This is a genomic window from Bacillus sp. PPSBB_2, assembly GCF_045291115.1.
GTDB classification, from domain to species: domain Bacteria; phylum Bacillota; class Bacilli; order Bacillales; family Bacillaceae_G; genus Bacillus_A; species Bacillus_A cereus.
The window spans coordinates 5589688-5608377 of record NZ_CP147983.1 but is presented as its reverse complement, the minus strand read 5'-3'; the positions used below and the strand labels follow the sequence as shown (position 1 = coordinate 5608377).

Genomic DNA, 18690 nt, shown 5'->3' with positions numbered 1-18690 from the left:
GGGGGAGACGGAGATGCATTTTAAACTATCAGAAGAACATGAAATGATAAGAAAAATGGTTCGAGATTTTGCTAAAAATGAAGTGGCACCAACAGCAGCTGAGCGTGATGAAGAAGAGCGATTTGATCGAGAGTTATTTGATCAAATGGCAGAGCTTGGTTTAACTGGTATTCCATGGCCTGAAGAGTACGGTGGAATTGGAAGCGATTACTTAGCATACGTAATCGCTATTGAAGAATTATCTCGCGTTTGTGCTTCAACAGGTGTAACACTGTCTGCGCATACTTCACTTGCGGGATGGCCAATTTTTAAATTTGGGACGGAAGAGCAAAAGCAAAAGTTTTTACGGCCGATGGCTGAAGGGAAGAAAATTGGTGCATACGGCTTAACGGAACCAGGATCTGGATCGGATGCTGGTGGAATGAAGACAATCGCAAAGAGAGATGGCGATCATTATATTTTAAATGGATCAAAAATTTTCATTACAAATGGCGGTATTGCTGATATTTATGTTGTTTTTGCGCTAACTGATCCTGAATCGAAGCAGCGCGGTACGAGTGCATTTATTGTAGAAAGTGATACACCGGGATTTTCAGTTGGGAAGAAGGAGAGCAAGCTAGGGATTCGCTCTTCACCAACGACTGAAATTATGTTTGAAGATTGCCGTATTCCTGTAGAGAATCTACTTGGAGGAGAGGGGCAAGGGTTTAAAGTTGCGATGCAAACATTAGATGGAGGTCGTAACGGTATTGCGGCGCAAGCTGTTGGGATTGCACAAGGAGCTTTAGATGCTTCTGTAGAATATGCAAGGGAGCGCCATCAGTTTGGAAAACCAATTGCGGCGCAGCAAGGGATTGGCTTTAAACTTGCGGATATGGCAACAGATGTAGAAGCAGCACGCCTTTTAACATATCAAGCGGCTTGGCTTGAATCAGAAGGGCTTCCGTATGGAAAAGAATCAGCGATGTCAAAAGTATTTGCAGGCGATGCAGCGATGAAGGTGACGACTGAAGCGGTGCAAGTATTTGGTGGTTACGGTTATACGAAAGATTATCCAGTAGAGCGTTATATGCGAGATGCAAAGATTACACAAATATATGAAGGAACACAAGAGATTCAGAGGCTTGTAATTTCTCGTATGTTAACGAAGTAGGAACGAAAGCGTAGGTATTTTCCTACGCTTTTTCCTTCCGAAAAATAATAGAGAGAGGTGAAGGGAATGGTTAAACATAATGTGCATGCATCGGTGAAAGATGAAAAATTAGTTGCGTTAAGACGTGAACAAATGATTAAAGGTGCGGTGCAACTGTTTAAACAAAAAGGATTTCCGCGTACAACAACGAGAGAGATTGCAAAAGCGGCTGGGTTTAGTATAGGGACACTTTATGAGTACATTCGTACCAAAGATGATGTTTTATATTTAGTTTGTGATAGTATATATGAACATGTAAAAGAAAGATTAGAGGAAGTAGTGTGTACAGAAAAAGGGAGTATAGAAAGTTTAAAGATAGCAATAACGAATTACTTTAAAGTGATGGACGAATTACAGGAAGAAGTATTGATAATGTATCAAGAGGTACGCTTTTTACCGAAAGAATCACTTCCGTATGTATTAGAAAAGGAGTTTCAAATGGTAGGAATGTTCGAGAATATTTTAGAACAGTGTACGGAAAATGGAACATTTACATTAAATAAAAAAGAAATACAGCTTCTTGCGCATAATATTTTTATACAAGGACAGATGTGGGGATTTAGACGCTGGGCGCTGCAAAAACTGTATACGCTCGAAGAATATACAGAAATGCAAATTAGGTATGTATTGCAAGGGGCCCATATGCTTCCGAAATAAGGAACAGACAAATTATAATTTTACTACCCTATAAAAGTTTCCCGTTTTTTTTGTAGCATATTTGTGCGACTTTTGTTTATAATGAATAGTATGGATTTTTTTAAGCAGGCCGTTATATATAAGGTTATATTTGATGAAAGGAAGTGCCGCATAAGTGGATTTTAAGCAATATTCACCAGAAGAGCTAAAAGAATGTTCAATGATTGAAGTTGTACATAGCGTTTTAGGGGATAAAAAACAAGCAACGACATTCAACGAGTTGGTTCAAGAAATCGCTCAAGTGCTGGGACTATCTCAAGAGCAAGTTAATGCGAAAATCGCACAATTTTATACAGACTTAAACATCGATGGACGTTTCATTAATTTAGGAGAAAATCGTTGGGGACTACGCAGCTGGTACCCATATGAGCAAATTGATGAAGAAATCTTGCCTCAACCAAAACCGAAGAAGAAACGTAAAGTTGAAGAAGACGGTTTTGACGACTACATTGAAGAAGACGAAGATGACTTCGACGATGCAGACGTAAGTGAAGATGAAGACGATGTAGAAGATTTGGACAAGGTTCTTGAAGAAGAAGACGGAGATGACGACGATCTTGATGATTTAGACGAAGATGACGACGACTTCGCTGAAGAAGAACTTGAGTATGATGAAACTGAAGAAGAAGAAGAGGAAGAACTGTAGTTCTTGACTTTTCATTATCGTCCATGTAGAATCATTTTTGGGCTCTTTAAAAAAGGACGATAATACTTTTAAAGTGTAAATATAAAAGAAAATTGCTCCCTACTTATTACTTTTTGTGATGAGGGGAGCAATTTTCTTTTTTGTTTTTTGTTTAGAAAATAAAAAGAGTCTAACAATAAGATGGATACAGTGTTATCTACATACGTTGCGCTTTGCAACGGTGATTATATAACAGCAAAATAGAAGGGAGCTTTTTCATGACTAAGTATATTTTTGTAACAGGCGGTGTAGTATCGTCTTTAGGAAAAGGTATTACAGCAGCATCTCTTGGAAGACTTTTAAAAAATCGTGGTTTAAACGTAACGATTCAAAAGTTTGATCCATACATTAACGTAGACCCAGGGACTATGAGCCCATACCAACACGGTGAGGTATTCGTAACAGATGATGGCGCTGAAACTGACTTAGACCTTGGTCACTATGAGCGTTTCATCGACATTAACTTAAACAAATACAGCAACGTAACAACAGGTAAAATTTACTCTTCAGTTCTTCAAAAAGAGCGTCGCGGTGAATATTTAGGAGGAACAGTTCAAGTTATTCCTCACATTACTAACGAAATTAAAGAGCGCGTATATCGTTCTGGCCGTGAAACAAATGCGGATGTTGTTATTACAGAAATCGGTGGAACTGTTGGTGATATCGAGTCTCTACCATTCTTAGAAGCAATCCGTCAAATTAAGAGCGACATCGGTCGTGACAATGTAATGTACATTCACTGTACGTTAATCCCGTACTTAAAAGCAGCGGGTGAAATGAAGACAAAACCAACACAACATAGTGTTAAAGAACTTCGTAGCTTAGGTATTCAACCAAACATTATCGTTGTTCGTACAGAAATGCCTGTTTCTCAAGATATGAAAGACAAGCTTGCATTATTCTGTGACATCGATACAAAAGCAGTTATCGAAGCTCGCGATGCAGATACTTTATATGCGGTTCCATTATCTCTTCAAGAACAAAACATGGACCAAATCGTTTGTGATCACTTAAAATTAGACAATCCAGCTGCAGATATGACAGAGTGGACTGCGCTAGTTAACAAAGTGCGTAATCTTTCTAAGAAAACAAAAATCGCTCTTGTTGGTAAATATGTAGAACTTCAAGATGCTTATATTTCTGTTGTAGAAGCACTTCGTCATGCTGGTTACTCATTCGACACAGATGTAGAAGTAAAATGGGTAAATGCTGAGCATGTAACAGCAGAAAACGTAAAAGAATTAGTTGGCGATACAGATGGTATCCTTGTACCAGGTGGCTTCGGCGATCGTGGTGTAGAAGGTAAAATCGTTGCGATTCAATATGCTCGTGAAAACAAAGTTCCATTCTTAGGAATTTGCTTAGGTATGCAACTTGCATCAATCGAATTCGCACGTAATGTATTAGGTTTAGAAGGTGCTAACTCTTCTGAAATCAACCCTGACACACCATATGCAATCATCGACTTATTACCAGAACAAAAAGATGTAGAGGACCTAGGTGGTACACTTCGTCTTGGTCTATACCCATGTAAGCTTGCTGAAGAAACAAATGCTTACAATGCTTATAATGAGCCGGTTGTATATGAGCGTCATCGTCATCGTTATGAGTTCAACAACCAGTTCCGTCCTGATATGGAAAAAGAAGGATTTGTATTCTCTGGTACAAGCCCAGACGGCCGTCTAGTTGAAATCATTGAATTAAAAGACCACCCTTGGTTCGTGGCAGCACAGTTCCACCCAGAACTTGTTTCTCGTCCAAACCGTCCACAACCATTGTTCCATGACTTCGTAAGAGCTTCTATTACGAATAAAGAGAGCAAGTAATAAAAAAAGCGCCTGAAATAAGGCGCTTTTTTTAATATTCATTTAACATTTCATCGATTGTAAATTTGATTCCGTGATAAGCAAATAAAGCTACTATTAAACTTGGGAATCCGTAGCGATTACCTTCATCGTCTGGAATAAGACCTTTTAACAGTTTTGTATCAATATGTACGTCTGTATATCGTTCGAGTGATTCCGTACCTTCTTGAAGAGCAGAAATGCCGACAATAGAGTGTCCCTCTTCTTGTAGTTTTTTTGCAATTTCTACAACCGCTTCATCTGTTGAAAAACGGCTAATAAGAAGTACACGATCTGCAGAAGTTACTTCTACTTCTTTACCATTTTCAAATAAGCGTTTTGCTTGCTTCATTGGTTCAGCACCGAATAGTGCCTCGGCAACAACGCCCTCCATTTCATTTGTACCATGTAAATAAATGAAACCATCGCCAACTAGTGCTTGAGCAAGTAAACGAGCGCTATCTTCTATATTCATTTCTTCTTTTTGAGAAACTCTGGAGAAATAACCACTTAATTGAGTTGAAAAAATTTTTAACATAATGTTACTCCCTTCATACGTGTTTGCCGGCTTTCATTATAATTTATTTTTTTAGAAAGGTGAAATCGTAGGGTAGCATAACAAAATAGGAAACGGTAAAATAAGAAAGAATAGGAAGGAATTTGCCAAAGAATAGCGAAAATAAATCGTTAAGATATAAGAAGCTTTAAATCTTGTACTTACACAGAAAGGTTGGGAATTATGGAAGGTAAAATTTTAATCGTTGATGATCAATATGGGATTCGTGTGTTATTACATGAAGTGTTCCAAAAAGAAGGTTATCAGACATTCCAAGCAGCGAATGGATTTCAAGCTTTAGATATCGTGAAAAAAGATAATCCAGATTTAGTAGTGTTAGATATGAAAATTCCAGGCATGGATGGTATAGAGATTTTAAAGCATGTAAAAGAAATTGATGAGAGTATTAAAGTAATTTTAATGACTGCTTATGGAGAGCTTGATATGATCCAAGAAGCAAAAGATTTAGGAGCTTTAATGCATTTTGCTAAACCATTTGATATTGATGAAATTCGTCAAGCTGTGAGAAATGAGCTCGCTGTAGAGGCGTAAAAATGAATTTTTTATAAAAAATATGGAAAAAAGCGTTTACATGGACTATTGTGCAGGTGAATACGGTTGAGTTTTTGAGTACAAGTTGTTATCCTATTGAGTGTAGAAAAAAGTCCGGTATGTAGATATACATATTTTACCTTATTCTGGTCATACTACCAGCGATAAGAACTTATCGGATACAAAAAACGTTTTTTAGGAGGATTCACCATGCCTTTAGTTTCTATGAAAGAAATGCTAAACAAAGCACTAGAAGGAAAATACGCAGTTGGTCAATTCAACATGAACAACTTAGAGTGGACTCAAGCTATCTTAGCTGCTGCGGAAGAAGAAAAATCTCCTGTAATCCTAGGTGTATCTGAGGGTGCAGCTCGTCATATGACTGGTTTCAAAACAGTTGTAGCTATGGTTAAAGCTTTAATCGAAGAAATGAACATCACTGTTCCTGTAGCGATTCACCTTGACCATGGTTCAAGCTTCGAAAAATGTAAAGAAGCAATTGATGCAGGTTTCACATCTGTAATGATCGACGCTTCTCACCACCCATTCGAAGAAAACGTTGAAACTACTAAACAAGTAGTAGAATACGCACACGCTCGTAACGTATCTGTTGAAGCTGAGCTTGGAACAGTTGGCGGACAAGAAGACGACGTAATCGCTGAAGGCGTAATTTACGCTGACCCAGCAGAGTGTAAGCACCTTGTTGAAGCAACAGGTATCGATTGCCTAGCTCCAGCTTTAGGTTCTGTACACGGTCCTTACAAAGGTGAGCCTAACTTAGGATTCGCTGAAATGGAACAAGTTCGTGACTTCACTGGCGTACCTTTAGTATTACATGGTGGTACTGGTATCCCAACTGCTGATATCGAAAAAGCTATCTCTTTAGGTACTTCAAAAATCAACGTAAACACTGAGAACCAAATCGAGTTTACAAAAGCTGTTCGTGAAGTATTAAACAAAGACCAAGAAGTTTACGATCCTCGTAAATTTATCGGACCTGGCCGCGACGCTATCAAAGCAACTGTTATTGGTAAAATTCGCGAATTCGGTTCTAACGGTAAAGCGTAAGAATAAAATTCCGTTTTGGAAACCGTCTAGTCTTTTAGACGGTTTCCTTTCGTTGTATAATGAAAGCGTGAACAAGTCTAAAGATTTTATCATTTTTGGTTTTTAAATAGAAAATAATGTGCATAGTCCTATTAATAAATGTGATAACGTATCTAAATTGATAAAGTGAATTCGATGAATAGTTGATCTTTATCTATTCGTGCTACAGGAGAAATGAAGATAATGGTTTCCTATTTATTGAGTTTTGGGATGGAAAGAGTAATTGAGATTCTTAAGGGGAGCTTTCTATAAAAAGATAGAAAGTAAATACATTCACAAGAAGGGAGCTCAATATGGAAAAATTGCTAATTGAAGGCGGAAGAGCTTTAAATGGAACAATTCGAGTAAGTGGTGCAAAGAACAGTGCCGTTGCATTAATTCCAGCGACAATTTTAGCAGATACTCCAGTAACTATTGGTGGTGTCCCTAATATTTCGGACGTGAAAATGTTAGGAGACTTACTAGAGGAAATTGGAGGGAAAGTAACTTATGGACAGGAGGAAGAGATGGTAGTCGATCCTTCTAACATGGTTGCAATGCCTTTGCCAAATGGAAAAGTGAAAAAATTGCGCGCTTCTTATTATTTAATGGGTGCAATGCTTGGCCGTTTTAAAAAAGCTGTTATTGGGCTTCCGGGTGGATGTCATTTAGGACCGAGGCCGATTGATCAGCATATTAAAGGGTTTGAAGCGCTAGGTGCACATGTTACGAATGAACAAGGTGCCATCTATTTAAGAGCAGATGAGCTACGCGGGGCACGTATTTATTTAGATGTTGTTAGTGTAGGAGCTACGATTAATATTATGCTAGCAGCTGTACGAGCGAAAGGTAGAACTGTTATTGAAAATGCAGCGAAAGAGCCTGAGATCATTGATGTAGCTACATTGTTAACAAGCATGGGAGCACGTATTAAAGGTGCTGGTACTGATGTAATCCGAATAGATGGTGTTGACTCTTTACATGGTTGTCACCATACTATCATTCCAGATCGTATTGAAGCTGGTACGTATATGATTCTAGGAGCTGCATCAGGAGGAGAAGTAACGGTTGATAACGTTATTCCTCAGCATTTAGAATCAGTTACTGCAAAGCTAAGAGAAGCTGGTGTTCAAGTTGAAACGAACGATGATCAAATTACGGTGAACGGTAATAGAAAGTTAAAAGTAGTTGATATCAAAACGCTTGTATATCCAGGTTTTCCAACGGATTTACAACAGCCGTTTACGACGCTTTTAACAAAGGCACACGGGACGGGAGTTGTAACAGATACAATTTACGGTGCCCGTTTCAAACACATTGATGAACTACGTCGTATGAATGCTCAAATTAAAGTAGAGGGTCGTTCGGCAATTGTAACTGGTCCTGTGTTACTGCAAGGTGCAAAAGTGAAGGCGAGTGATTTACGAGCAGGAGCGGCACTTGTTATTGCAGGGTTAATGGCAGATGGAATTACAGAAGTAACAGGACTTGAGCATATTGATCGAGGTTATGAGAATATAGTGGACAAGCTTAAAGGGCTTGGTGCAAACATTTGGCGAGAACAAATGACAAAGCAAGAAATTGAAGAAATGAAGAACGCATAAGTGATACTTCCGCAAGGGGGAAGCGAAGCATCACTACTTGCGGAAGTACACTTTATAGAAAAACACGGTTCACAAAATACGGCAGAAATATAAAGGCTTAAAGGAGAGGGATTATCGTGGAAAGAAGTTTATCTATGGAGTTAGTACGTGTAACAGAGGCTGCAGCTTTATCATCAGCGCGTTGGATGGGGCGCGGGAAAAAGGATGAGGCAGACGGTGCAGCAACATCAGCTATGCGTGATGTATTTGATACAATTCCGATGAAAGGTACAGTTGTAATTGGTGAAGGTGAGATGGATGAAGCACCAATGCTATATATCGGAGAGAAATTAGGTACAGGATATGGACCACGTGTAGACGTTGCGGTTGATCCTTTAGAAGGGACAAACATCGTAGCAGCTGGTGGCTGGAATGCTCTTGCTGTCATTGCAATTGCAGACCACGGTAATTTGTTACATGCCCCTGACATGTACATGGATAAAATCGCGGTTGGCCCAGAAGCAGTTGGGGCGGTCGACATTGATGCGCCTATTATTGATAACTTACGTGCAGTTGCGAAAGCGAAAAATAAAGATATTGAAGATGTTGTAGCGACAGTTTTAAATCGTCCACGTCATCAAGAAATTATCGAAGAAATTCGTAAAGCTGGTGCGCGCATTAAATTGATTAATGATGGAGATGTAGCTGGAGCGATTAATACAGCGTTTGATCGTACAGGTGTAGATATTTTATTTGGGTCTGGTGGAGCACCTGAAGGTGTATTAGCAGCAGTTGCTTTAAAATGTTTAGGTGGAGAAATTCACGGAAAACTATTGCCACAAAACGAAGCTGAATTAGCACGTTGTAAAAAAATGGGCATAGAAGACATTAATCGTATCCTTCGCATGGAGGACTTAGTAAAAGGTGACGATGCAATCTTTGCAGCAACAGGCGTAACAGATGGAGAACTATTACGCGGTGTTCAATTTAAAGGTAGCGTAGGAACAACGCAATCCCTTGTTATGCGCGCAAAATCAGGCACAGTTCGCTTCGTAGATGGTCGTCATAGCTTAAATAAAAAACCAAACTTGGTTATTAAATAAAAAGCGTAAGCAGCTCGTTCAGAATGGGAGGGGGATGGAGCTTCTGACGTAGAGGCGCTTTTTGCCTCGTAGGAAGAAGTGAAGCCATCGACCATTCTAGCTGCTGAAGCTAGATTAAATAAAAAGCGTAAGCAGCTCCTTCAGAAAGGTTAAAATGGTCGATCTTTCTAACTATCGGAGCTGGAACTAAATTAAATAAGAAGCGAAGACAAATTTTCTTGTCTTCGCTTCTTGTATTTGTGTTCCAACGTATTGATTAAAACTAGATAAAAGGGTTACAATAGTGAATATTACCCTACTTGAACTTATTGCCTTTCATTATTAATTATTTGCCTTCCGTATTTTTTCCCTTTACCCATGAAAAAAGAGAATAACGTTAAAGTGTGGTGTCTGAATGAATTTGTCAATTGCAGCATTAGAAAACATGAAATTAAAAGAGTTATACGAGCTTGCGAAAGAATTTAAGATTTCGTATTATAGCAAGTTAACGAAAAAAGAGCTGATTTTTTCTATTTTGAAAGCTCGAGCAGAAAAAGAAGGTTTCTTTTTCATGGAAGGCGTATTAGAAATTATTCAATCAGAAGGATTTGGATTCCTACGTCCTATCAACTATTCTCCAAGCTCAGAAGATATTTATATCTCAGCTTCGCAAATTCGTCGTTTCGATTTACGTAATGGAGATAAGGTTTCTGGTAAAGTACGACCTCCGAAAGAAAATGAACGCTATTTTGGGTTATTACAAGTTGAAGCTGTAAACGGAGATGATCCAGATTCAGCAAAAGAGCGTGTGCATTTCCCTGCATTAACACCATTATACCCAGATCGCCAAATGAAATTGGAAACGGAACCGAAAAAGTTACCGACACGCATCATGGATTTAATCGCACCAGTTGGATTTGGACAACGTGGTTTAATTGTTGCGCCTCCAAAGGCTGGTAAAACAAGTCTATTAAAAGAAATCGCGCACAGTGTTACAACAAATCATCCGGAAGCAGAACTAATTGTACTTTTAATTGATGAGCGTCCAGAGGAAGTAACAGACATTGAACGTTCTGTTAAAGGAGATGTTGTAAGTTCTACTTTTGATGAAGTACCAGAAAATCATATTAAAGTAGCTGAGCTTGTGTTAGAACGTGCGATGCGTCTTGTAGAGCACAAGAAAGATGTTATCATTTTAATGGATAGTATTACCCGTTTAGCTCGAGCTTACAACCTCGTTATTCCACCAAGTGGTAGAACATTATCAGGTGGTATCGATCCAGCTGCCTTCCATAGACCGAAGCGTTTCTTTGGAGCTGCACGTAATATTGAAGAAGGCGGTAGCTTAACAATTTTAGCAACAGCCCTTGTTGATACAGGATCACGTATGGACGATGTTATTTACGAGGAATTTAAAGGAACTGGAAATATGGAACTTCACTTAGATCGTTCATTAGCTGAACGTCGTATCTTCCCAGCGATTGATATTCGTCGTTCTGGTACACGTAAAGAAGATCTATTAATTCCAAAAGAACATTTAGACAAGTTATGGGGCATTCGTAAGACAATGCGTGATACACCAGACTTTGTTGAAAGTTTCTTACGTAAGCTTCGTCAAACGAAGACAAATGAAGAGTTTTTACAAAACATTGTTGCAGACTCGAAAAGGTATGTAACAACTAAGTAAAGGGAAAAAAATCAGGACTCGCTTATTTTATAGTAAGCGAGTTTTTTATGCTGTTTAGGTGATATTAAAGAGAGAGATAAGTGAAAGAACCTTAGCCAGTCAGAGCTGGATGAGCTCCCTCCAGCGGCTAAAATCTCCGGTCATTTCACTCTCTCGCATGAAGCAAAAAGCGCTTCAAGGTCGAGAGTTCGAAGTGTCCTGGATTCTGAACGAGCCGCTTCTGCTTTTAAATGATATCCAGTTCCGGTGGCTAGCTCTTCGCATCTAAGAACCTTCCGCCCGAAAGGTAAAAAGCACCTTTAGGGCGAAAGAACCTTAACTGGTCAGAGCTGAGCGAGCCACCTCCACTTTTAAGATAATACCAGCTCCAGCGGCTAGAATGGTCGGTGGCTTCGCGTCTTCCTACGAGGTAAAAAGCACCTCTACGTCAGAAGCTCCATCCCCCTCCCATTCTGAGCGAGCCGCTTCTGCTTTTAAATTGTATCTAGTTCCGACGGCTAGCTCTTCGTGTCTAAGAACCTCCCGCACTAAAGGTAAAAAGCACCTTTTGTGCGAGAGAACCTTAGCCAGTCAGAGCTAAACGAGCCGTCTACACTTTTAATTTCAAAAGACAAAAACAGGTAGTTGCAAAATGAAGTTAGCCTTGTTATAATTTCATCATATGTGTTTCATCAATATAGTTGTGTATGCAGCTGAAGATGAAAAACTCTGTTTCGAAAATGATTCAGGGCGGAAGGAGATGAAAAGAATGAAAGCAGGAATTCACCCAGATTACAAGAAAGTTGTATTCATGGACACAAACACAGGCTTCAAATTCTTAAGCGGATCTACTAAAGGATCTAACGAAACTGTTGAGTGGGAAGATGGTAACACTTATCCATTACTAAAAGTTGAGATCAGTTCTGATTCTCACCCATTCTACACTGGACGTCAGAAGTTTGCTACTGCAGACGGACGCGTTGACCGCTTCAATAAGAAATACGGTCTTAAGTAATAAAAACATAAAACAGGCAAGTGTATGTATTCGCTTGTCTGTTTTTTTTGCGAAAATATTATACCTTTACCCTACTTTTAACTGAAAAGTAGATGAAAGGAGAGCTTCATGTACTTAATAAATCAAAATGGCTGGATTGAAGTGATTTGCGGTAGTATGTTTTCTGGCAAGTCAGAAGAGCTAATCCGCCGTGTGCGCCGTACGCAATTTGCAAAACAACATGCAATTGTATTTAAACCTTGTATTGATAATCGATATAGTGAAGAAGATGTTGTATCACATAACGGATTAAAGGTAAAAGCAGTTCCTGTTTCAGCTTCAAAGGATATATTTGAACATATTACAGAAGAGCTGGATGTTATTGCAATCGATGAGGTGCAATTTTTTGATGGGGACATTGTGGAAGTGGTGCAAGTATTGGCAAATCGTGGCTATCGTGTCATTGTAGCTGGTTTAGACCAAGATTTCCGTGGTCTACCATTTGGACAAGTTCCTCAGCTGATGGCGATTGCTGAACATGTGACAAAACTACAAGCAGTATGTTCTGTATGTGGATCTCCAGCAAGTCGTACACAACGATTAATTGATGGAGAACCAGCGGCATTTGATGATCCAATTATTTTAGTTGGAGCTTCAGAATCGTATGAACCACGTTGTCGTCATTGTCATGCAGTACCTGCAAACAAAGATAAGTAAAACTCGCTGCGCAAGGCGGGTTTTTTTCAAAATAGAGAGAATGAGCGGTGTGAGCCGCTTACGCTTTTAAATATATCTAGTTCCGGTGGCTAGCTCTTCGCATCTAAGAACCTTCCGCCCGAAAGGTAAAAAGCACCTTTAGGTCGAAAGAACCTTAGTTGGTCAGAGCTGAACAAGCCACCACCACTTTTAAATATAATTTGCGTTTTTTTGAGTAAGTACCATATACTATTTGTATTAGATACTAGGATGTAGAGGTGAATGATGTGTTAGATCGTTTGCAAGCTGTAGAAAATCGTTATGAGAAGTTAAATGAATTGTTAAGTGATCCAGCGATTATTAGTGATTCAAATAAGCTTCGTGAATATTCAAAGGAACAGTCTGATATACAGGAAACGGTAGAGGTGTATCGTGAGTATAAGGATGTTCGTGAGCAATTAAAAGATGCGAAAGCAATGTTAGAAGATAAGTTAGACGCAGAAATGCGTGAAATGGTAAAAGAAGAAGTTTCTGAGTTAGAATCACAAGATAAAACATTATCAGAGCGTCTGAAAATTTTACTTGTTCCAAAAGACCCTAATGATGATAAGAACGTTATCGTTGAGGTTCGTGGAGCTGCTGGTGGAGACGAGGCAGCTTTATTTGCTGGTGACTTATACCGTATGTATAGCCGTTACGCTGAGGTACAGGGCTGGAAAACGGAGATTATTGAGGCTAGCTATACAGAGTTAGGTGGATATAAAGAGATTATCTTTATGATTAATGGTAAAGGTGCTTTCGCGAAGCTGAAATTCGAGAATGGCGCTCACCGTGTACAACGTGTTCCTGAAACGGAATCTGGTGGACGTATTCATACATCTACAGCCACTGTAGCTGTATTACCAGAGGCAGAAGAAGTAGAAATTGATATTCATGAGAAAGATGTTCGTGTTGATACATTCGCTTCTAGTGGACCTGGTGGACAGAGCGTTAATACAACGATGTCAGCGGTGCGTTTAACGCATTTACCGACTGGTGTAGTTGTATCTTGTCAGGATGAGAAATCACAGATCAAGAATAAAGAAAAAGCGATGAAAGTATTACGCGCACGTGTTTATGATAAGTTTAGACAAGAAGCGCAAGCTGAGTATGATCAAAACCGTAAACAAGCTGTTGGTACGGGAGATCGTTCAGAGCGTATTCGTACGTATAACTTCCCGCAAAACCGTGTTACAGACCATCGAATCGGTTTAACGATTCAAAAGCTAGATCAAATCTTACAAGGTAAGTTAGATGATTTCATCAATGCCTTAGTGATGGAAGATCAGGCTCAAAAGATGGAGGCAGCTGAGTAATGCGTGTCTATGAAGCCCTGAAATGGGCTTCTTCTTTTTTACAGGAAAATGGACGAGATGAAAATGCGGGAGAAATTGTCCTTTGTCATGTATTAAAGGTGAATAGAACAGGATTACTTATGAATATGCGTGAAGAAATAACTGAGGAACAAGAGAAAAGCTTTACGGAGTTTATCCATAAGCATGTAGAAGGTATTCCTATTCAATATATGATTGGTTATGAAATGTTTTATGGACGGTCTTTCTTTGTGAATGAAGAAGTATTAATACCAAGGCCGGAAACAGAAGAGCTTATAGTGGGAGTATTAGAAAGAATCGAGCGCCATTTTGGTGATGCGAAACTACATGTAGCAGATATAGGTACAGGTAGTGGAGCGATTTCTATTACGCTTGCTTTAGAAAATAAAAATCTTCATGTGTATACAGTAGATATTGCACAAGAGTCGATTGAAGTTGCAAAAGAAAATGCAAAAGCTTTAGGTGCAGAAGTAACGTTCTATCACGGTGATTTATTGTCACCATTTCATAAAACGGGTCAAAAGCTAGATGTTGTTGTTTCAAATCCTCCATATATACCGGAAGAGGATTGGCGTGGTCTTTCTCCTGTTGTGAAAGAGCATGAGCCGAAGAGAGCACTTGTTGGTGGTGAAGACGGATTAGATTTCTATCGCCGTTTTATGGAAGAATTGCCGAATGTGTTGCAGAAGAAAGCGATTGTGGCGTTTGAAATTGGAGTAGGACAAGGTGAGGATGTAAAAAGATTGTTACAACAAGCTTTTCCACATGCTCATGTTGAGGTTGTTTTCGATATTAACGGAAAAGATCGTATGGTATTTGCAGAGATGGAGTAAGGTTCACACCTTACTCTATTTTTTTGTGGAAAAATTCATATAGATTTTGAATTTAATAGTTTAGAAAGATGAAAGTCTGTCCACACTGTTTGTAGAAGGGACGGTGGAGGAAATGAAAAAACAAGTTATTGCTTATCTTCTTATACTATTAATTGGTGCACAGTTACTTGTGCAGTTTGGATATATGAAAGCTGATGCGAAAGGGCCTTCAGTTATTCCGAAAGAGGCCGTTCGATTACGAATTTTAGCAAATAGTGATTCAGATAAAGACCAGGCATTAAAGCGTAAAGTGCGTGATGAAGTAAAAGCACAAATTGATGGATGGGTAGCGGATTTAACTTCATTTGAAGAGGCGCGCAAAGTAATTCAAAGTCATATTCCAGAAATCGAGAAAACGGTGGAAAATACGTTAAAAAGAGAAGGAAGTAAAGAATCATTTCAAGTGAAATTTAGTAAGAATGTAAAGTTTCCTACAAAGGTATATGGGAATTTTATTTATCCAGCAGGAGAATATGAAGCGGTATTGATTACAATTGGAGAAGGTGAAGGGGCGAACTGGTGGTGTGTATTATTTCCACCAATGTGTTTCTTAGATTTTTCGAGCGGGACAGCTGTAAGAAAAGAAGAGCACGTTGTGAAGGCGGAATCTCCTGAAGAGGAGCAGGTACAACTAGATGAGGAAGTAGTAGATACAGAAGAGAATAAAGTGGATGAGGTAAAAGAAACGAAAGTTGTAAAGCGGGAAGCAGTAAAAAAAGTAACAGCTTCTGAAAAGAAAGTAGTGAAAAATGAAACAAAAGTCGAAGAGCAGCCTGTAAGTAAAGAAGAAACAAAAAATGTGGAAAAAGTGGAGAAACCTGTGGAGAAAAAACAAGAACAGCAAAATGAGTATGTAAAAGTAGAAGAGGAAGAAGAAAAGCCAGAAGTTAAATTGTTTATTGTAGAAGCTTTTACATCTTTATTCTCTAAATAGTACTATTAATAAATCCCTCCTCATATATAAAAATGAGGAGGGATTTATTATGAAGAAAGTGTATTTTGCTACGAAAGCAGATGTGGAAAGATTACATTCTTTTTTCGGACAAGCTAATAAAAAAGATGATAAAATAAATGAGTTGTACGCACAATTTATGATTTTGGAAGAGGCGGAAGAAATACGAGCTGTAATTGGTTATGAACAAAGTGGGGAAGATGTACTTATTCGTTCTTGTTTATTCACACCTCATGTGGATAAACAGACTTTCTTATATTTTTTTGAAATGTTTTTGCAGTATATGAAAGAAAAAAGTGTTCAACAATTGTACTTACTAACAAATCATCCACAATCTGTACCGATCTTTCAGTTCTTTGACTTTTTTACTATAGAAAAGGATGAGGTTCCAGAGGGAATTCAACAGCTAGAACATTTTTGTAAAAATATAAAAGAGCAGAATGCAATAATACTAAATTGTCAGCTATTCACAAAGTTATCCACGGATTAATTAGGTTTATCCACATTTTGTGGATAAACCTTGTTTGTCTTTTGGATAAATCTCATAGTAAACTAAAAATAGACAAGTATTTAAGGCTAGAAAAGGACGTGGAAAAAAATGCATACAAATATGTGGGTTGTGGATAATGTTGTGGAAAGAAAAAAATATTATCCACAGTTACAAGAAGCAGCAAAATTATTAAGAGAAAATGAGGCGGTTGCTTTCCCTACGGAAACAGTATATGGGTTAGGGGCAAACGCGATGGATGATGAAGCAATCGCGAAAATTTTCGAAGCGAAAGGAAGACCGAGTGATAATCCACTCATTGTCCACATAGGTACAAAATCTCAGTTAGATGGGATTGTGAAAGAAATTCCACCAGTTGCAGAGAAGTTAATGGCGCATTTTTGGCCAGGACCATTAACAATTATTTTGCCGAGAAAAGAAGGAATTTCAGAGAAGGTGACGGCAGGACTTAATACGGTTGGAGTAAGAATGCCTGATCATCCAATTGCACTTGCTCTTATTGAAGAGGCGAATGTACCTGTTGCGGCACCAAGTGCGAATCGTTCAGGGCGTCCAAGTCCAACATTAGCTTCTCACGTATATGAAGATTTGAATGGGAAGATTGCAGGTATTGTTGATGGTGGTGCAACTGGAGTAGGCGTTGAATCAACTGTAATTGATTGTACAAGCACGGTTCCAACAATATTACGTCCAGGTGGGATTACGAAAGAACAATTAGAAGCGGTGATAGGTACTGTTTCTTTAGATCCAGCTTTAAAGGATGAGAAGGAAAAACCGAAATCGCCTGGAATGAAATACACACATTATGCGCCGAAAGCACCACTTAGTATTGTTGAGGGCTCACGTGAGTTTATTCAGCATCTTGTGGATGAGAAAAAGAAAAAAGGATTTAAAGTAGGCGTATTAACGACAGAAGAGTACCAGTATATATATAGTGCAGATGTTATATTATCTTGTGGTGTTAGAAGTGACTTAGCTAGCGTTGCGACTAAATTATATGATGTACTTAGAACATTTGATGCAAGTGAAGTGGATGTTATTTTTAGTGAGTCATTCCCTAATGAAGGAATAGGGAATGCAATTATGAATCGTTTAACAAAAGCGGCAGGACATCATATTATTATTGAATGATAAGGTAAGGTTAGCAAACAGAATATTTCTCCTTGGATAAGCATATTGTGAAGTAGCACGTCCAAGGAGGGGCATGAATGACGTTTGAACAGCTAATACCTTTAATAATTATGGCATTCGCCTTAGGGATGGATGCGTTCTCGGTGAGTCTTGGTATGGGGATGATGCCCCTAAAGTTAAGACAAATCCTGTATATTGGTATGACGATAGGGATATTTCATATTATTATGCCGTTTATAGGAATGGTACTAGGTCGTTTTTTATCAGAGAAATATGGAGATATCGCACATTTTGCGGGTGCTATTTTATTAATCGGACTAGGGTTTTATATCGTATATTCGACCATTTTACAAAATGAAGAGACTAGAACTGCCCCTATTGGAATTAGTTTATTCGTATTTGCATTTGGCGTCAGTATAGATAGTTTCTCAGTAGGGCTTAGTCTTGGTATTTATGGGGCACAGACAATTATTACGATTTTATTGTTTGGATTTGTTAGCATGTTATTAGCGTGGATTGGTTTATTAATTGGGAGACATGCGAAAGATATGCTCGGTACATACGGTGAGATAGTAGGTGGTATCATTTTGGTTGGGTTTGGATTATATATCCTTTTTCCTATATAATTTTATGTAGGAGGGAATTATGAACAAGCTATTGGAATGGTATGTTAAATTTTTAACCTTCTTTCCTCGATGGCTAAGAAGACTTATAATTTGGGGTATTATTTTGCAAATTTCGATGTTAGGTTGGATTAAGTTAATTCGTGAATGGTGAGATAGTTCCTTTCTGTGAATATTTTGTTTGTACTATATTTATTACGCTAAAAATTACAGATATAGAAAGGATGAGATGAATGACGAGATTGAAGCAAGTTTTTGGTATTATTATTAGTTTTTTTGTTTTTTGGTTTAGTATGCTCGGTGTACAAATGTTTGCTGAGTTTTTAGATATTGAGTCATTGAAATTTGTTGCGGGAAAGACTGAGGCGGCGCGTGCCTTTTACTCTCCGTACCCGTTTTTAATTGTTTTTCTTATTACATTGCTTTCCCTATACTTCTTCGTAATTAAGCTAGGGAAGCCGAAAAAAGAGAAAATGCCTACTTTAGAGGAAAAGAAGGAAGAATTACAATGATAAAATCCCCTGCTAAAAAGCAGGGGATTTTATATTTGAGTGATGGGAGGAATCTAGCCCCATTGCTTTTAAATATATCCAGTTCCA

20 protein-coding genes are annotated in these 18690 nt (G+C 38.5%); 19 read left to right on the top strand and 1 reads right to left on the bottom strand.

Annotation, left to right across the window (positions count from 1 at the left end; genetic code table 11):
- Positions 1-13 precede the first annotated feature (13 nt).
- The 4 genes from acdA (at position 14) to pyrG (ending at position 4399) form a co-directional block, all read left to right on the top strand.
- Positions 14-1153, top strand: coding sequence for an acyl-CoA dehydrogenase AcdA (gene acdA / locus V6946_RS28585; protein WP_000545545.1), 1140 nt, complete (start codon positions 14-16; stop codon positions 1151-1153).
- Positions 1154-1219: 66 nt separating this feature from the next.
- A complete protein-coding gene (locus V6946_RS28580) occupies positions 1220-1849 on the top strand; it encodes a TetR/AcrR family transcriptional regulator (protein ID WP_000238599.1) in 630 nt (209 codons plus the stop codon).
- Positions 1850-2003: 154 nt separating this feature from the next.
- On the top strand, positions 2004-2534 hold the full coding sequence (gene rpoE, locus V6946_RS28575) for a DNA-directed RNA polymerase subunit delta (protein WP_000346280.1): 531 nt from the start codon (positions 2004-2006) through the stop codon (positions 2532-2534).
- Between the two features lie 257 nt (positions 2535-2791).
- Positions 2792-4399: a CTP synthase gene (gene pyrG, locus V6946_RS28570; RefSeq protein ID WP_000170460.1), complete on the top strand. Its 1608-nt coding sequence runs from the start codon at positions 2792-2794 to the stop codon at positions 4397-4399.
- 31 nt (positions 4400-4430) lie between these two features.
- Here pyrG and V6946_RS28565 read toward each other — a convergent pair whose 3' ends face one another.
- Positions 4431-4955, bottom strand: coding sequence for a DUF2529 domain-containing protein (locus V6946_RS28565; RefSeq protein ID WP_000912404.1), 525 nt, complete (start codon positions 4953-4955; stop codon positions 4431-4433).
- A 201-nt stretch (positions 4956-5156) separates the two neighbouring features.
- Here V6946_RS28565 and spo0F point away from each other — a divergent pair, with 201 nt between their 5' ends.
- The 15 genes from spo0F to V6946_RS28490 all read left to right on the top strand — a co-directional run bounded on the left by spo0F (position 5157) and on the right by V6946_RS28490 (position 18603).
- A complete protein-coding gene (spo0F, locus tag V6946_RS28560; protein WP_000398594.1) occupies positions 5157-5525 on the top strand; it encodes a sporulation initiation phosphotransferase Spo0F in 369 nt (122 codons plus the stop codon).
- A 210-nt stretch (positions 5526-5735) separates the two neighbouring features.
- Positions 5736-6593, top strand: coding sequence for a class II fructose-bisphosphate aldolase (locus V6946_RS28555; RefSeq protein ID WP_001131855.1), 858 nt, complete (start codon positions 5736-5738; stop codon positions 6591-6593).
- A gap of 332 nt (positions 6594-6925) precedes the next feature.
- The gene (gene murA / locus V6946_RS28550) at positions 6926-8215 is read left to right on the top strand and encodes a UDP-N-acetylglucosamine 1-carboxyvinyltransferase (protein ID WP_000413254.1); all 1290 of its coding nucleotides are present in this window, start codon (positions 6926-6928) and stop codon (positions 8213-8215) included.
- Between the two features lie 116 nt (positions 8216-8331).
- Positions 8332-9297 carry a class II fructose-bisphosphatase gene (glpX, locus tag V6946_RS28545; RefSeq protein ID WP_000442340.1) on the top strand — a complete coding sequence of 322 codons (966 nt, stop codon included), beginning with the start codon at positions 8332-8334 and terminating at the stop codon, positions 9295-9297.
- Positions 9298-9691: 394 nt separating this feature from the next.
- Entirely contained in the window at positions 9692-10963 is a 1272-nt protein-coding gene (rho, locus tag V6946_RS28540; protein WP_001053903.1) for a transcription termination factor Rho, read from the top strand.
- 748 nt (positions 10964-11711) lie between these two features.
- Positions 11712-11957 carry a type B 50S ribosomal protein L31 gene (locus V6946_RS28535; protein ID WP_000643433.1) on the top strand — a complete coding sequence of 82 codons (246 nt, stop codon included), beginning with the start codon at positions 11712-11714 and terminating at the stop codon, positions 11955-11957.
- 108 nt (positions 11958-12065) lie between these two features.
- Positions 12066-12653 (top strand): thymidine kinase, encoded by a 588-nt coding sequence (locus V6946_RS28530; protein ID WP_000280859.1) that lies wholly within the window; start codon positions 12066-12068, stop codon positions 12651-12653.
- 266 nt (positions 12654-12919) lie between these two features.
- Positions 12920-13987, top strand: a complete 1068-nt coding sequence (gene prfA, locus V6946_RS28525) for a peptide chain release factor 1 (RefSeq protein WP_000887064.1) — start codon at positions 12920-12922, stop codon at positions 13985-13987.
- Positions 13987-14838 carry a peptide chain release factor N(5)-glutamine methyltransferase gene (gene prmC, locus V6946_RS28520; RefSeq protein ID WP_006919031.1) on the top strand — a complete coding sequence of 284 codons (852 nt, stop codon included), beginning with the start codon at positions 13987-13989 and terminating at the stop codon, positions 14836-14838. The genes prfA and prmC overlap by 1 nt, the downstream gene beginning before the upstream one ends.
- A gap of 112 nt (positions 14839-14950) precedes the next feature.
- Entirely contained in the window at positions 14951-15811 is an 861-nt protein-coding gene (gene spoIIR, locus V6946_RS28515) for a stage II sporulation protein R (protein WP_033692039.1), read from the top strand.
- A gap of 49 nt (positions 15812-15860) precedes the next feature.
- Positions 15861-16319, top strand: coding sequence for a mechanosensitive ion channel protein (locus V6946_RS28510; RefSeq protein ID WP_000758437.1), 459 nt, complete (start codon positions 15861-15863; stop codon positions 16317-16319).
- A gap of 108 nt (positions 16320-16427) precedes the next feature.
- On the top strand, positions 16428-17468 hold the full coding sequence (locus tag V6946_RS28505) for an L-threonylcarbamoyladenylate synthase (RefSeq protein WP_006919036.1): 1041 nt from the start codon (positions 16428-16430) through the stop codon (positions 17466-17468).
- Between the two features lie 77 nt (positions 17469-17545).
- Entirely contained in the window at positions 17546-18094 is a 549-nt protein-coding gene (locus V6946_RS28500; protein ID WP_000142475.1) for a manganese efflux pump MntP family protein, read from the top strand.
- 19 nt (positions 18095-18113) lie between these two features.
- The gene (locus tag V6946_RS28495; protein WP_001037634.1) at positions 18114-18245 is read left to right on the top strand and encodes a hypothetical protein; all 132 of its coding nucleotides are present in this window, start codon (positions 18114-18116) and stop codon (positions 18243-18245) included.
- 79 nt (positions 18246-18324) lie between these two features.
- Entirely contained in the window at positions 18325-18603 is a 279-nt protein-coding gene (locus V6946_RS28490; protein ID WP_000197472.1) for a DUF3935 domain-containing protein, read from the top strand.
- Positions 18604-18690 lie beyond the last annotated feature (87 nt).

What these genes read in the sequence shown, in the direction of transcription:
- acdA (WP_000545545.1), top strand. Translation starts at nt 14, where the DNA reads ATGCATTTTAAACTATCAGAAGAACATGAAATGATAAGAAAAATGGTT.
- V6946_RS28580 (WP_000238599.1), top strand. Translation starts at nt 1,220, where the DNA reads ATGGTTAAACATAATGTGCATGCATCGGTGAAAGATGAAAAATTAGTT.
- pyrG (WP_000170460.1), top strand. Translation starts at nt 2,792, where the DNA reads ATGACTAAGTATATTTTTGTAACAGGCGGTGTAGTATCGTCTTTAGGA.
- V6946_RS28565 (WP_000912404.1), bottom strand. Translation starts at nt 4,955, where the DNA reads ATGTTAAAAATTTTTTCAACTCAATTAAGTGGTTATTTCTCCAGAGTT.
- spo0F (WP_000398594.1), top strand. Translation starts at nt 5,157, where the DNA reads ATGGAAGGTAAAATTTTAATCGTTGATGATCAATATGGGATTCGTGTG.
- V6946_RS28555 (WP_001131855.1), top strand. Translation starts at nt 5,736, where the DNA reads ATGCCTTTAGTTTCTATGAAAGAAATGCTAAACAAAGCACTAGAAGGA.
- murA (WP_000413254.1), top strand. Translation starts at nt 6,926, where the DNA reads ATGGAAAAATTGCTAATTGAAGGCGGAAGAGCTTTAAATGGAACAATT.
- rho (WP_001053903.1), top strand. Translation starts at nt 9,692, where the DNA reads ATGAATTTGTCAATTGCAGCATTAGAAAACATGAAATTAAAAGAGTTA.
- V6946_RS28535 (WP_000643433.1), top strand. Translation starts at nt 11,712, where the DNA reads ATGAAAGCAGGAATTCACCCAGATTACAAGAAAGTTGTATTCATGGAC.
- V6946_RS28530 (WP_000280859.1), top strand. Translation starts at nt 12,066, where the DNA reads ATGTACTTAATAAATCAAAATGGCTGGATTGAAGTGATTTGCGGTAGT.
- prmC (WP_006919031.1), top strand. Translation starts at nt 13,987, where the DNA reads ATGCGTGTCTATGAAGCCCTGAAATGGGCTTCTTCTTTTTTACAGGAA.
- spoIIR (WP_033692039.1), top strand. Translation starts at nt 14,951, where the DNA reads ATGAAAAAACAAGTTATTGCTTATCTTCTTATACTATTAATTGGTGCA.
- V6946_RS28510 (WP_000758437.1), top strand. Translation starts at nt 15,861, where the DNA reads ATGAAGAAAGTGTATTTTGCTACGAAAGCAGATGTGGAAAGATTACAT.
- V6946_RS28505 (WP_006919036.1), top strand. Translation starts at nt 16,428, where the DNA reads ATGCATACAAATATGTGGGTTGTGGATAATGTTGTGGAAAGAAAAAAA.
- V6946_RS28500 (WP_000142475.1), top strand. Translation starts at nt 17,546, where the DNA reads ATGACGTTTGAACAGCTAATACCTTTAATAATTATGGCATTCGCCTTA.
- V6946_RS28495 (WP_001037634.1), top strand. Translation starts at nt 18,114, where the DNA reads ATGAACAAGCTATTGGAATGGTATGTTAAATTTTTAACCTTCTTTCCT.
- V6946_RS28490 (WP_000197472.1), top strand. Translation starts at nt 18,325, where the DNA reads ATGACGAGATTGAAGCAAGTTTTTGGTATTATTATTAGTTTTTTTGTT.